8 protein-coding genes and 3 tRNA genes are annotated in these 14,011 nt (G+C 70.9%); 3 read left to right on the plus strand and 8 right to left on the minus strand.

All coding sequences use genetic code 11. The annotated features are described in order from the left end of the window. Positions 1–42: 42 nt before the first annotated feature. The 8 genes from hrpA to ACH4S8_RS24240 all read right to left on the minus strand — a co-directional run bounded on the left by hrpA (position 43) and on the right by ACH4S8_RS24240 (position 9,129). Positions 43–4,020: an ATP-dependent RNA helicase HrpA gene (gene hrpA, locus ACH4S8_RS24205; RefSeq protein WP_398397291.1), complete on the minus strand. Its 3,978-nt coding sequence runs from the start codon at positions 4,018–4,020 to the stop codon at positions 43–45. An 83-nt stretch (positions 4,021–4,103) separates the two neighbouring features. Further along, entirely contained in the window at positions 4,104–4,472 is a 369-nt protein-coding gene (locus tag ACH4S8_RS24210) for a hypothetical protein (protein WP_398397293.1), read from the minus strand. 238 nt (positions 4,473–4,710) lie between these two features. After that, positions 4,711–6,330, minus strand: a complete 1,620-nt coding sequence (locus ACH4S8_RS24215; protein WP_398397380.1) for an IS200/IS605 family accessory protein TnpB-related protein — start codon at positions 6,328–6,330, stop codon at positions 4,711–4,713. Positions 6,331–6,498: 168 nt separating this feature from the next. Further along, positions 6,499–6,575 (minus strand) — tRNA-Phe (locus ACH4S8_RS24220). Between the two features lie 24 nt (positions 6,576–6,599). After that, positions 6,600–6,674 (minus strand) — tRNA-Asp (locus ACH4S8_RS24225). Between the two features lie 46 nt (positions 6,675–6,720). Beyond that, positions 6,721–6,793: transfer RNA gene (locus ACH4S8_RS24230), tRNA-Glu, on the minus strand. 201 nt (positions 6,794–6,994) lie between these two features. Beyond that, positions 6,995–8,527 carry a metallophosphoesterase gene (locus ACH4S8_RS24235; RefSeq protein ID WP_398397295.1) on the minus strand — a complete coding sequence of 511 codons (1,533 nt, stop codon included), beginning with the start codon at positions 8,525–8,527 and terminating at the stop codon, positions 6,995–6,997. A gap of 251 nt (positions 8,528–8,778) precedes the next feature. After that, a complete protein-coding gene (locus ACH4S8_RS24240) occupies positions 8,779–9,129 on the minus strand; it encodes a metallopeptidase family protein (protein WP_382782861.1) in 351 nt (116 codons plus the stop codon). A 162-nt stretch (positions 9,130–9,291) separates the two neighbouring features. Here ACH4S8_RS24240 and ACH4S8_RS24245 point away from each other — a divergent pair, with 162 nt between their 5' ends. The 3 genes from ACH4S8_RS24245 (at position 9,292) to ACH4S8_RS24255 (ending at position 13,955) form a co-directional block, all read left to right on the plus strand. Further along, positions 9,292–10,536 (plus strand): serine hydrolase domain-containing protein, encoded by a 1,245-nt coding sequence (locus ACH4S8_RS24245; RefSeq protein ID WP_398397298.1) that lies wholly within the window; start codon positions 9,292–9,294, stop codon positions 10,534–10,536. A 230-nt stretch (positions 10,537–10,766) separates the two neighbouring features. Further along, complete coding sequence (locus tag ACH4S8_RS24250; protein ID WP_398397300.1) at positions 10,767–11,303, plus strand: hypothetical protein; 537 nt, start codon at positions 10,767–10,769, stop codon at positions 11,301–11,303. Between the two features lie 426 nt (positions 11,304–11,729). Beyond that, positions 11,730–13,955, plus strand: coding sequence for a DEAD/DEAH box helicase (locus ACH4S8_RS24255; protein WP_398397302.1), 2,226 nt, complete (start codon positions 11,730–11,732; stop codon positions 13,953–13,955). The last annotated feature ends 56 nt before the right edge of the window (positions 13,956–14,011 follow it).

The raw sequence follows: 14,011 nt of genomic DNA on the forward strand, positions 1-14,011 counted from the left end.
AGGTCGGACCCCGGGTCGAACTCGCCGCACGTGCGGGTGCCGTTACGGGACGGCGGCGTCGATCGCCTTCACGATCCGCTTGTCGGAGACCGGGTACGCCGTGCCCAGCGCGTGGGCGAAATAGCTGACCCGCAGCTCCTCGATCATCCAGCGGATGTCCAGGACCGACGAGGGCACCGGACGGCCCTGCGGCAGCTGCTCCAGCAGCCAGGCGTACTCGTCCTGCATCTCGTGGACCTTCTCCATGCGGCTGGTGTCCCGCTGGGCACCCGTGGGCATCTGCTGGAGGCGCCGGTCCGCGGCGACCAGATAGCGCATCAGGTCCGGCAGCCGCCGCAGTCCCGTCGCCGTCACGAAACCGGGCTTCACGAGGGCGTCCAGCTGCCCTCGTACGTCCGCCAGGTTCGCGAGCAGGACCGGGCTCCTGACGCCCTTCAGACGGCGCTCACAGGCCTGCCAGGCGGCGAGCACCTGCTGCACCTGCCCGACCGTGCGCACGGTCGTGTCGACGATCTCGGCGCGCACCTTGTCGTACAGCTTCCGGTAGGACTCCTCGTCCCACGCCGGGCCGCCGAAGTCCGCGATCAGCTTGTCGGCGGCGGCCATCGCGCAGTCGTCGAAGAGCGCCTGCACCGAGCCGTGCGGGTTCGCGGACAGGGCGAGCTTCTGGGCGTTGGTGAGCTTGTCCGAGGCGAACTTGCCCGGGTTCACCGGGATGTTGCGCAGGATCAGCCGGCGCGTGCCCTTCCACATGGCCTCGGCCTGCTCGGCCTCGGTGTCGAAGAGCCGCACCGAGACGGTGTTCGCCGCCGGGCCGTCGTCGACCAGCGCCGGATAGGCCTTCACCGGCTGACCCGCCCGGCGCGTCTCGAAGACCCGCCGGAGCGAGCCGATCGTCCAGTCCGTCAGCCCCGAGCGTTCCAGGGACTCGCCGCCCTCGCGCTCCGCCGTCGCCGCGGCGGCCTGCGAGATCGCCTGGCGCGCCTTCGGCTTCAGCCGGAGCTTGAGCGCCTCCAGGTCCTTGTCCTCGGCGAGCTTGCGGCGCCGCTCGTCGACGATCCGGAACGTGACCTTCAGATGCTCGGGGAGCCGTGACCAGTCGAAGTCGTCGGCCGTCAGCGGCACGCCGACCATCCGCTTGAGCTCGCGCGCCATGGTCAGCGTCAGCGGCTCCTGGAGCGGTACGGCCCGCTCCAGGAACTTCTGGGCGAAGTTCGGGGCCGGCACGTAGTTCCGCCGGATCGGCTTCGGGAGCGAACGGATCAGCTCCGTCACCACTTCCTCCCGCAGCCCCGGGATCTGCCAGTCGAAGCCGTCGTCCGTGACCTGGTTCAGGACCTGCAGCGGGATGTGGACGGTCACACCGTCCGCGTCCGCGCCCGGCTCGAACTGGTAGGTCACCCGGAACTTCAGCCGCCCCTGGAGCCAGGAGTCGGGATAGTCGTCCTTCGAGACCGCGCCGGCCCGGTCGTTGATGAGCATCGAGCGCTCGAAGTCGAGGAGTTCGGGCTCCTCGTGCCGCTTGTGCTTCCACCAGGAGTCGAAGTGCGCCCCGGACACGACGTGTTCGGGCACCCGCTGGTCGTAGAAGTCGTACAGCGTCTCGTCGTCGACCAGGATGTCCCGGCGGCGGGCCCGGTGCTCCAGCTCCTCGACCTCGGTGAGCAGCTTGCGGTTGTCGGCGAAGAACTTGTGGTGCGTACGCCAGTCGCCCTCGACGAGCGCGTTGCGGATGAACAGCTCGCGGCTGGCCTCCGGGTCGATCCGCCCGTAGTTCACCTTCCGCTGCGCGACGATCGGCACGCCGTACAGCGTGACCTTCTCGTACGCCATCACGGCGGCCTGGTCCTTCTCCCAGTGCGGCTCGCTGTACGTCCGCTTGAGGAGGTGGCCCGCCAGCGGTTCCACCCACTCGGGCTCGACACGGGCGTTGACGCGCGCCCAGAGCCGCGAGGTCTCGACCAGCTCCGCCGACATCACGAAACGCGGCGGCTTCTTGAAGAGCGCCGAACCCGGGAAGATCGCGAACTTGGCGTTGCGCGCGCCCAGGTACTCGTTCTTCCCCGTGCTCCGCCCGCTCTCGCCGCCGGTCTCCTTCACGTCCTTCATGCCGATGTGCGAGAGCAGACCGGCGAGCAAGGACACGTGGACGCTCTGCTCGGGAGCGTCCTCCTCGTTCAGGTGGATGTCCATCTGCTTGGCGACGGTCCGCAGCTGGCTGTAGATGTCCTGCCACTCGCGGATGCGCAGGAAGTTCAGGTACTCCTGCTTGCACATCCGGCGGAACGCGGACGAGCCCCGCTCCTTCTGCTGCTCACGGACGTAGCGCCACAGGTTGAGGAAGGCGAGGAAGTCGGAGGTCTCGTCCTTGAAACGGGCGTGCTGCTGGTCGGCCTGCGCCTGCTTCTCGGACGGCCGCTCGCGCGGGTCCTGGATGGAGAGCGCGGCCGCGATCACCATGACCTCGCGCGCACAGCCGTTCTTGTCGGCCTCCAGGACCATCCGGGCGAGCCGGGGGTCGACGGGCAGCTGGGCGAGCTTGCGGCCCATCGGCGTGAGCCGCTTGCGTACGTCCTTCTCGGCCGGGTCCAGCGCGTTCAGCTCCTGGAGGAGCTGAACGCCGTCGCGGATGTTGCGGTGGTCCGGCGGGTCGATGAAGGGGAACTTCTCGATGTCGCCGAGGCCGGCCGCGGTCATCTGCAGGATGACGGAGGCGAGGTTCGTGCGCAGGATCTCGGCGTCGGTGAACTCCGGCCGGGCGAGGAAGTCGTCCTCGGAGTACAGCCGGACGCAGATGCCGTCGGACGTACGGCCGCAGCGGCCCTTGCGCTGGTTGGCGCTGGCCTGCGAGACGGGCTCGATGGGCAGCCGCTGCACCTTGGTGCGGTGGCTGTAGCGGGAGATGCGCGCGGTGCCCGGGTCGATCACGTACTTGATGCCCGGGACGGTCAGGGAGGTCTCGGCGACGTTGGTCGCCAGAACGATCCTGCGCCCGGTGTGCGCCTGGAAGACGCGGTGCTGCTCGGCGTGCGAGAGCCGGGCGTACAGGGGCAGTACCTCGGTGAAGCGGTAGTTCTTCTTGTTCAGCGCGTCGGCCGTGTCGCGGATCTCCCGCTCGCCCGACAGGAAGACGAGGATGTCGCCCTTGCCCTCGGCCTGGAGCTCCTCGACGGCGTCGCAGATCGCGGTGATCTGGTCGCGGTCGGCGTCCTCGGAGTCCTCTTCGAGGAGCGGGCGGTAGCGCACCTCGACGGGATACGTCCGGCCGCTGACCTCGACGATCGGGGCGTCTCCGAAGTGCCGGGAGAAACGCTCCGGGTCGATGGTCGCGGAGGTGATGACGACCTTGAGATCGGGCCGCTTGGGCAGGAGCTGGGCGAGGTAGCCGAGCAGGAAGTCGATGTTGAGGGACCGCTCGTGCGCCTCGTCGATGATGATCGTGTCGTACGCGCGCAGCTCGCGGTCCGTCTGGATCTCGGCGAGCAGGATGCCGTCCGTCATGAGCTTGACGAAGGTGGCGTCCGGGTTGACCTGGTCGGTGAAGCGGACCTTCCAGCCGACGGCCTCGCCGAGCGGGGTGTCCAGCTCGTCCGCGATCCGCTCCGCCACCGTACGGGCGGCGATGCGGCGGGGCTGGGTGTGCCCGATCATGCCGCGCACGCCACGGCCCAGCTCGATGCAGATCTTCGGGATCTGGGTGGTCTTGCCGGAGCCGGTCTCACCGGCGACGATCACGACCTGGTGATCACGGATGGCCTCCGCGATCTCGTCCTTCTTCTGGCTGACCGGAAGCTGCTCGGGATACGTGACGGCGGGAACGCGGGCGCGGCGCTCGGCCGTCCGGGCCTCGCCCTTGGCCACCTCCGCCTCGATCTCGGCGAACACGGCGGAGCGGGCTTCGGGCTTGCGGATCTTGCGCGCGCCTTCGAGCCTGCGCCCGAGCCGGTGCGCGTCGCGCAGGGGCAGCTCGGCCAGGCGGGCGGCGAGATCGCCGAGGGCGGGGGCGGGGTGCGTAGACATACGCGGTCCAGGATCTCATCCCGGGGAAATCCGTGGCGAACCCTTTTGCCGCGGCAGCCGCGGCCGCAGCCGTGGCGGCGAGGTCAGGGGGCGCGCTGCGCGGGCGGCGCGGGTGCCTCGGCGGAGGGCGCCGGGGTCGCGGCGTCGGGCGCGGGGTCCTTGGCGGTGGTGCGCGCGGGCTCCCGCCGGGGAGCCGATCCCAGGGCGATGGACCGGGCGGTGTTGGAGACGGCCTTGATGCCCAGGTAGGCGGTGGTCATGCTGCTGACCGCGGTGAACGCGGCGGTGAGCACGCCGACGATCACGGCCTTGTCGCCGTCGAGCCGCCAGACTCCGAAGACCGCGACGCCGGCGATGGCGAGATTGCTCATCACCACCGCGAGCAGCCCGTACCGGGCCCGGTCCTTCTCCAGCTCGGTGTCCCGCGTCGCCGCGGCCTCGTCCCGGTTCATGCCATCCCCCCGAAGGAACCCGATCGATCAGCCATCGATCAGCCAGAGAAGCTAGCGCCGACCGGCCGCCGTGCCAACCGGACCGGTCCTCTTCGGCCACATCCGCCCCAGGGCGCGCAGGGGGCACGCAGAAGGGGCGGACCCGTCCGGGTCCGCCCCTCGGCTCCTGCTCGAGCCGTGCGCGCGGGTGTCAGCGCACGTCGACGTGGTGGTGGCGATATGTCTCAAGAAACCGTTCCTACGGACTGAGCGGGAGTGAGTCCTGTCTCCAGGACTGTGGTTGCTCAGCCGAACGCCCCGAACGGTGTTGGGTGTTCTGGTTGCCCGCTTTCGCTCCGCGTCCGGGCCGCACGGATCTCGTCCGTGGTCCGGGGACGCGGGGGCGGGGTCCCTCACGCTCTCGGGCATCCGGTCCGGCCTGGGCGGTCCGATGCTCCGCACGATCACTCTGGTCGTGCGGGGGCGGTGCCGTCCGTCGTCGGATCGGGTGTCCGAGGGCGCGTCGCCCGATCGCGATGCTGGCGGCATCATGCCGGGAAACCGTGCGGTTGCTGCTGGTCAGGGGCTTTTGCCAGTGCTGGGCGCCCCATCGGGAGGTGTAGGCCGGATCGACCGCGACGACTGCGATGTTCTGTTCAGCGGCCATCGCCACCAGCCGGGTCTTGAGCCTCGCGGTGGGGAAGCGCGAGATGAGGCGGCGAAAGCGCTTGTTGCGGCCGTGCTTCTCGCGGCTGGTGTTGTCGGCGAAGTCCAGGTCCTCGATGGCGATCACCGTCGCGCTGCTGTCGCGGGTGTGGTGCAGCAGCCGGGTCAGTGCGTGCCGGATCTGTGCGTCCCGGTGCGCGCTGGAGCCACTGAGATCGTAGAAAAAGCGGCGGGGCTCGCCGACCGGGTTGCCGTGCACGTCCAGACGCCAAGCCGCGAGGTGATCGTCGTTCATGTCGACGCCGACCACCCCCTGCGCCGGCGCCGCCTTCAGCGGCAGGACGGGGGCGGGGGTGCGCTGCCAGGCCGCAGTCACGTACCAGCGGCCGCGCGATGTGTCGTGGTGGATGCGGTACGCCACCGCCCGGTTGTCCGTGATCCGCTCCAGCCACTCCCCGCTGCGGTGAGCGAAGGCGACGCTCGCATCCAGGAGGTAGCGGCCGTGCGGGGCGTTGGCCAGATGGGCCAACGCGGCCGGGAGCTTGAGAAGGAGCCGGCCGGTGTCGGTGACGCGGATCGTCTCGTTGCCGAAGAGTTTGCCGGACTCCCCGTCGGCGGTCAGGAACATTCGTGCCGCCCGCCATCGCTCGCGCCAGGCCTCCGTGCTCAGCTGGGCCTGGTCGAGATGGTGACGAAGATGGGCCAGGCGCTTGCCACCGCGCACCACGTGCACTCGGCCCGCCTCCCGGTCCGCCTCCACTCTCGCCAGCCGGTCCTGCAGCGCGTGCAGGCGGCGGGACTTGGCATGCCACTCTGTCCGGGATCCGTACCCGCGGACCAGCCCCGCCCGCCGGTCCGCCTTCGCGCCCAGCGGTCGGGCCAGCCGCGCCTGAAGCGACGCGATCTGTCCGTACAGCCACACCAGCTCGGCTGCCTGCCCACGCCGGGACAACGCCCACTGATCATTGGTGGCCTTGGTGATGCTGCCCGCCCACCTGGCGGACGAGACCCCGGTCAGTTCCCGCTTGCGGGCCGCCCAGGCAGCCGCATCGTGATCCAGCCCCTGCCGGGCACGGGTGGCGAGATCATCGGCGGCCAGCGAGCCGAGGAACCCCCCGACCTCGGTCAGTACCGCAGCATCTCCCGCAGACACCCGCAGCCGGGCCCGGACCGCAACCCCCGCAGGGCCGGGCACCACGAACGCCGCCGCCACCTTCCGCACCCCACCGCCCCACTCAGCGCCGTACCGCCCTGGTCACCCCATCCAACGAACCGTGTCCGCAAAGGTCACACATTCGACGGACGAACCTCAGTTCCGAGCTGCTGAGGTTCCGTGAACGACGAAAACCCCCTCCGGTTGACCCGGAGAGGGCTTTCGTTCTGGTGGCTGGGGCCGGGGTCGAACCGGCGACCTATCGCTTTTCAGGCGATCGCTCGTACCAACTGAGCTACCCAGCCACGAGGTTTCCGGAGAAACCTCAGCGGTCCTGACGGGATTTGAACCCGCGGCCTCCACCTTGACAGGGTGGCGAGCACTCCAAACTGCTCCACAGGACCAAGCTGTTGCGTGTGACGTGTAACCAGTGTCCCACACGGTGTTGCGTACCCCCAACGGGATTCGAACCCGTGCTACCGCCTTGAAAGGGCGGCGTCCTAGGCCGCTAGACGATGAGGGCGAGCCAGTAAACGCTCTGCTTCGTCTTCGCGTTCCCGAAGGGACGTGAGAAGCATGTGACCCCGCTTCCCCCCGAAGGGTTCCACTTCTCCTTCGCTTCGACGGAAGCTCGGGACGGTCAGGCCCTGACCGGCGCCCTTGGGCACGAACAGACTGTACTACGTGGCCCGGACGCTGACCAAACCCGATACCGAGGGAGGGCTCAGGGCCGGTTCTCGTCGGGGAGGTGGCGGCTGACCTCGGCCGTCGTGAGGCCGAGACCGCCCAGCCGGATCTCGTCCCAGGCCTGGAGCCGGTGGGTGTCCCGGTCCAGGTACAGGACCGAGGCCTCGATCGGGGCGGGGTACTGGTGCTCGACGGCCCGCAGCCCGCTCCCGCCCGTCGAGCCCTCGACGCGCAGCCGGGTGCCGTACTTCATGATCTCCATCTCCTCGTGGTGCAGGTGCCCGGCGAGCACCAGGGGCACCTGGCCGTCCGTCCCGCGGGCGGCGGCCGGTTCGTGGGCGACGGCGATGTCGACCGGGGTGCCCGCGGCGCGCTGGTCGCGCAGGGCCGAGGCCAGGCGGGCGCCCGCGAGGTCCTCGGCCGCGTCGCCGCCCGGCACGGCCGAGCGGTCCGGGGTGAACCGGGGGTCGCCGATGCCGGCGAAACGCAGGCCCGCGACCGTGACCGCCCGGCCGTCGTCGAGGACGTGCACGTTCTTCAGGTGGTCCAGATAGCGCTGGGTCTCCTTGGAGTCGTGGTTGCCGCGGACCCAGACGTACGGGGCTCCCAGGTCCGGGATCGGGTCCAGGAAGCCGTTCTCGGCCGCCGAGCCGTGGTCCATCGTGTCGCCGGAATCGACGATGACGTCGACCGCGTACTGCTCCACGAGCGAGGCGATGATCTTCCAGCTCGCCGGGTTCAGATGGATGTCGGAGACGTGCAGGACCCGGATCGTGGTCGGGTCGGGCTCGTAGCCCGGAAGGGTGGACGTGACGTCGTACAGCTTCGTCACGTTCGTCACCAGGCGCGCCAACTCCTTCTGGTAGACGTCGAATTCGCTGACGATGCTGCGGGCGTCGCCGACCAGGGAGGGCGCGGAGGCGAGGAGCCCGGAGTACTTCGGCTCCAGGACCGACTCGGGGTTCCAGGTGGCGAAGGCGGTCGCTCCCGAGGCGGCCAGCAGACACAGGGCGAGGCCGCCGGCGGCGAGGGCGCGGCGCGGGCGGCGGTAGACCGCGAGGCCGAGCGCGGCGGCGCCGGAGACCACGGCCGCGCAGGAGCGGACGGCCAGGTCCAGGGTGCCGTGCTCGACGTCCCGTACGACCTCGTCCTGGAGCCCGGCGAGGCGTTCCGGGTGCTCGACGAGGGCCTGGGAGCGTTCCGGGTCGAGCCGGTCCACGTCCACGTCCAGGCGCAGCGGGGCCTCGTGGCTGCGCAGTTCCAGCGCGCCGAGCGGGGAGATGTTGATCTTCGTTCCGCCGGTGAGGGAGGGGCGCAGGGTCATGGTGGTGTTCATGGGGCCGACCGGGACGCGGACGTCGCCCACGGCCAGCAGTCCCAGCCAGGCGCCGAGCAGTACGACGCACAGCAGCCCGAGGGCGCGTGCGTACGGGTTCTGGCGCGCGGCGAGTTCGAGCTCCGGGCCCCTGCGGCGGCCGGGGCGGCGGTGGGCGAGCGCCTGCAGCGCCCGTCCGGCGTGTCGGGCCGTACGGAGGACGGTGGCGGGTGCGGCGACGGGGACGCGGGCCATTTGTCCCGTCTGCCCAGGCGGTGCGGCGGGTATGCGGCATTCCGTCCCCCGGCGTGGGAAGGGTGTGCGGGGGCCGGTCCTCCGTGGGGGAGCGCGCGCGGGTGGAGTGCCGTCGCGCGGGAGGGCGTGCGGACGGTCTGCCGTCGCGCGGGAGGGGCGTGCGGGCGGCCGTGGCCGTCGTGCCGGGCCCGCTTCGGCGGGCGAGGGCGAGGGCGGGGTCGTGTCGGGCGGCGGGTGCGGTCGCGGCCGGGTCAGCCCCAGCCCAGTTCGTGCAGCCGGTCGTCGTCGATGCCGAAGTGGTGGGCGATCTCGTGGATCACGGTCACGGCGACCTCGTGGACCACCTCGTCCGTGGTCTCGCACCTGCGCAGCGTGGGCCCCATGTAGATCGAGATGCGGTCGGGGAGCACGCCGGCGTACCACTCGCCGCGGTCGGTGAGCGGGGTGCCCTCGTAGAGACCCAGCAGCTCGGGGTCGTCCGCCGGAGGCTCGTCCTCGACGAACACGGCGACGTTGTCCATCACCCGGGTCAGCTCCGGCGGGATCCGGTCCAGCGCCTGGCTCACGAGCTCTTCGAAGGTTTCGCGCGTCATCTCCAGCACCCCGCCATTGTCGGGGACGGCGGCCCGGTGGCGGCGTACGACGGAGACCGGACGGGCCGGAATCCGGCGGGGAAACCGGACGCCTGCCCCACATGGGGTGTCTCGTGCCGGTTTCGGAGTGTTCTGTCGAATCGACCTCGGCCGTCCGGTGATAGTGCGGGCATGACACGCACCTCCTCCCCGGCCCGTCCGGGCGCGCGCGCCCGTGTCCGCAAGGTCCTCCTGTGCGCCGCCCTCCTCGCCGTCACGGTCCAGACCGCCGCCGCACCCGCGTCCGCCCAGGGGTCCGGACGGCACGGGAGCGACTGTGTGAGAACCGCGAGGCCCCTCGGCGGCGAGTCCCGCGAGGTTCTCGGCATCACCCGGAAGGCCAAGGCCGACCTTCGTCTGAAGTCGGTGGAGGTGAAGGTCACCCGTGGCGGGCGCGAGGTCCTCACCGACGCCCTCGGGGAGTCCATGACCGGTGTACCGGCCGAGCCGGACATGCACTTCCGCGCCGGTTCCGTGGTCTTCTCCTACGTCGGCACGGCCCTGCTGCAGCTGGTCCAGGAGGGCAGGGTCCGCCTGGACGACACCGTGGAGCGCTGGCTGCCGACGCTGCCCATGGCGAACCGGATCACCCTGCGGATGCTGGCCACCAACACCACCGGGCTGCACGACTACGTCACCGACCCGGCGTTCCTGGCCGAACTGGAGGCGCATCCGTTCCGCCACTGGACCCCGCAGCAGCTGCTCGCGTACCCCTACAGCCACTCGTTCTGGTACGAGCCGGGTACCAACTGGAGCTACTCGCACGCCAATTACCTGCTGCTGATCCAGGCGCTGGAGAAGATCACCGGCACCCGGATCGACAGGTTCCTGCGGGAGCGGGTGACGGGCCCGCTGGGTCTCGAGGACACCCGGAACAACTTCACCCCCGACATCCCGCGTCCGGTCCTGCACGCCTTCACGTCCGAGCGCGGGCTGTACGAGGAGTCCACCTTCTGGAACCCGTCGTGGACCACCGCGCCCGGTGCCGTGATCACCACACACATCTGTGACCTGGCGCGTTCGGCGCGGGCCATCGGCAGCGGTGAGCTCATCTCGCGCCGCTCCTACCGCACGCTGCTCGACCCGGGGACGGTCGGTCTCGGCCACGCGACCGCCCGGTGCCCCGCCACGGTCTGTCTGCCGCAGACCGAGGCCAAGCACTTCGGGCTCGGCGTCATCGTGATCAACGGATGGGTCCTGCAGAACCCGTCGTTCTCGGGCTACGCGGCGATCCAGGCGTATCTCCCGTCCGACCGTCTCGCCATCGCGGTCAACGCCACGAAGACCAAGGACACACCCGACGGCAACATGGCCGAGGTGGTCGCCCAGCGCATCGCGGCGGCGCTGGCCCCGCAGGCTCCCCTGGCCCTCGGCTGACCCGCGGCCGACCCGTGACGCCTTCCGGTTCCGGCCGGCCCGTGGCGCTTTTCGGGCCGCGCCTCTCGCGCGGCGGCGAGCGGACCGACGGACGTCCCCCCGGCCCGGTTGGGCCCGGGGGACGCGTGTCCTCGCGCGGGCGGCGGGAGTTGAACAGGGAGAACTCCCGTTTCTCCCCACGCTCCCGGCTCCTTCCGAGCGGGGGACACCCCGTCCGGAGGTGGCCGCCCGTGCGCGCCTTGTACGTACCCGTCCGTTCGCGCGTACCCGCCCGGCTGGTCGCCGCGGTCCTGGCCGTGGCCGCCACCGCCGGCTGCATGAGCGTCGGCGACGACGCGGGGCGGCCGGTGCCCTCGCACTCGGCGGGGAGACGGGTAGGCGGGGAGCCCGGCGGCGCGGCCGCGGTGGGCGGCGGCGGGATCGGGTCGTACGGCGGGAAGCGAGGCAAGGGCGGCAAGGCGGGCAAGGCTTCGGCGAAACCGGGGGAGTCCGCCTCCGGCGAGGCCTCCGCGTCGGCGTCCCCGGGCGCGAAGCCGTCCGCGAAGGCGACGGAGAGGAGCGGGGACCCCTCCGAGGACTCCGCGTCGCCCGGCGGCGAGCCGAGTCCCGCGCAGACGGCGGCGGAGCCGACGCCGGAGCCCCCGCCGGCCTCGTCTCCGCCGCCGCCCGACCCCGGGACGGCGGAGCCGTCGTCGTCGGCGCACGAGCAGCCGCTGCCCCAGCTGATCCAGCGGGAACCGGCCCCCGAGGCGGGCTCGCCCGTGTAGCGGGTGCCGGGGCGGGACGGGACGGGCACAGGGCAGGACGGGGCAGGACGGAGGCGGGGCCGGCACCGGACGCTCCCGCCGGGTCGTGCCCGGCGCGTGCGGCCGATGTGGCGGGGTTCACGGGTCTCGGAGCCGTGGATGTGGCCCGTTCAACAGCGCGACCGTCGTGGGCGAGGTAGCTTTGATGGCGCGAGCAGGTGGCCAAGAACGCACCCTCACCTGGTCGTATGGAGCTCAGTTTGCCTTCATGGGGGAAGGGTGCGTATGGTAGTAGATCGTTTGATCCCATTTGCCCGGCGCCGCCGCAGAGAGCGCCGCGTGGCGCGTACTCTCCCTTGCCGTGGCCGGACCGCATAGAGGCGGTCGTTTGCGACTTCACGGAGTTTGGGCGCGTGCCGAAGAAACTCCGGAAGGTTCGCATTTCGCATGTCTGTTTCCAGTACTGATCACGTCGTCGTGCCCGAGAACAACGAGAACAACGACGCGGTCGAGGCCACGATCGAGACGATCGAGGCTGTCGAGACCACCGAGTCCGCTCCCGAGCTGACCTTCGCCGACCTCGGTCTCCCCGAGGGCGTCGTCCGCAAGCTCGCGCAGAACGGCGTGACCTCCCCCTTCCCGATCCAGGCCGCGACCATCCCGGACGCCCTGGCCGGCAAGGACATCCTCGGCCGTGGCCGCACCGGCTCCGGCAAGACCCTCTCCTTCGGTCTGCCGACCCTGGCGCAGCTCGCCGGCGGTCACACCGAGAAGAAGAAGCCGCGCGCCGTCATCCTGACGCCGACCCGTGAGCTGGCCATGCAGGTCGCCGACGCGCTGCAGCCCTACGGTGACGTCCTCGGCCTGAAGATGAAGGTCGTCTGCGGCGGTACGTCGATGGGTAACCAGATCTACGCCCTGGAGCGCGGCGTCGACGTCCTCGTCGCCACCCCGGGCCGTCTGCGCGACATCATCAACCGCGGCGCCTGCTCGCTGGAGAACACCCAGATCGCCGTCCTCGACGAGGCCGACCAGATGTCCGACCTGGGCTTCCTGCCCGAGGTCACGGAGCTGCTCGACCAGATCCCGGCCGGCGGCCAGCGCATGCTGTTCTCCGCCACGATGGAGAACGAGATCTCCACGCTGGTCAAGCGCTACCTGACCAACCCGGTCACGCACGAGGTCGACAGCGCCCAGGGCAACGTCACGACCATGTCGCACCACATCCTCATCGTGAAGCCCAAGGACAAGGCGCCGGTCACCGCCGCGATCGCCTCCCGCAAGGGCCGCACGATCATCTTCGTCCGCACCCAGCTGGGCGCCGACCGCATCGCCGAGCAGCTGCGTGACGCCGGTGTGAAGGCCGACGCGCTGCACGGCGGCATGACCCAGGGCGCGCGGACCCGGACGCTGGCCGACTTCAAGGACGGTTACGTCAACGCGCTCGTCGCCACCGACGTCGCCGCCCGCGGCATCCACGTCGACGGCATCGACCTGGTCCTGAACGTGGACCCGGCCGGTGACCACAAGGACTACCTGCACCGCTCCGGCCGTACCGCCCGCGCGGGCCGCTCCGGCACCGTCGTGTCGCTGTCGCTCCCGCACCAGCGCCGCCAGATCTTCCGGCTGATGGAGGACGCGGGCGTCGACGCCGCGCGTCACATCATCAACTCGGGCACGGCCTTCGAGCCCGAGGTCGCCGAGATCACCGGCGCCCGGTCGATGACCGAGGTCCAGGCCCAGTCCGCGGGCGACGCCGCCCAGCAGGCCGAGCGTGAGGTCACGCAGCTCACCAAGGAGCTGGAGCGCGCGCAGCGCCGTGCCGCCGAGCTGCGCGGCGAGGCCGACCGTCTGGTCGCCCGTGCCGCGCGTGAGCGGGGCGAGGACCCGGAGGTGGCCGTCGCGGCCGCCGCCGAGGCAGCCGAGCAGGCCGTCGTCGAGGCCCCGGCCGCCGAGGCCGTCGCCGTCGCCGTCGAGGCGGACGAGCGTCCCGCGTACGAGCCGCGTCAGCGCCGCGACGAGCGGGGCAACTACGAGCGTCGTGACAACGACCGTGGTGGCTTCCGCCGTGACGACAACCGTGGTGGCGGTTTCAACCGCGATGACCGCGGTGGCCGTTCTTTCGAGCGTCGTGACGACAACCGTGGTGGCGGCTTCCGTCGCGATGACAACCGTGGTGGCGGTTTCAACCGCGATGACCGTGGCGGCCGTTCTTTCGAGCGTCGTGACGACAACCGTGGTGGCGGCTTCCGTCGCGATGACAACCGTGGTGGTGGCTTCAACCGCGATGACCGTGGCGGCCGTTCTTTCGAGCGTCGTGACGACAACCGTGGTGGCGGCTTCCGTCGCGATGACAACCGTGGTGGCGGTTTCAACCGCGATGACCGTGGCGGCCGTTCTTTCGAGCGTCGTGACGACAACCGTGGTGGCGGCTTCAACCGCGACGACCGTGGCGGCCGTTCCTTCGAGCGCCGTGACGAGCGCGGTGGCCACCGGGGCAGCGACCGTCCCTTCAACCGCGACCGTCAGGGCGACCGTCCCGCGGGCGGTGGCTTCCGCTCCGGCCACGACCGTCCGGCCGCCCGTCGTGACGACCACCGCACGACCGGCACCGGCACCGGCACCGGTTCGTTCCGCCGCGACGAGAAGCCGCGCTGGAAGCGCAACGGCTGACGCGATCTGACGTGAAACGTCGAGGGCCCGTACGACTTCGGTCGTACGGGCCCTTC

Origin of the sequence: Streptomyces sp. NPDC021080 (assembly GCF_044333225.1) — a bacterium.
In the GTDB taxonomy this organism is placed as follows: domain Bacteria; phylum Actinomycetota; class Actinomycetes; order Streptomycetales; family Streptomycetaceae; genus Streptomyces.

What these genes read in the sequence shown, in the direction of transcription:
- hrpA (WP_398397291.1), bottom strand. Translation starts at nt 4,020, where the DNA reads ATGTCTACGCACCCCGCCCCCGCCCTCGGCGATCTCGCCGCCCGCCTG.
- ACH4S8_RS24210 (WP_398397293.1), bottom strand. Translation starts at nt 4,472, where the DNA reads ATGAACCGGGACGAGGCCGCGGCGACGCGGGACACCGAGCTGGAGAAG.
- ACH4S8_RS24235 (WP_398397295.1), bottom strand. Translation starts at nt 8,527, where the DNA reads ATGGCCCGCGTCCCCGTCGCCGCACCCGCCACCGTCCTCCGTACGGCC.
- ACH4S8_RS24245 (WP_398397298.1), top strand. Translation starts at nt 9,292, where the DNA reads ATGACACGCACCTCCTCCCCGGCCCGTCCGGGCGCGCGCGCCCGTGTC.
- ACH4S8_RS24255 (WP_398397302.1), top strand. Translation starts at nt 11,730, where the DNA reads ATGTCTGTTTCCAGTACTGATCACGTCGTCGTGCCCGAGAACAACGAG.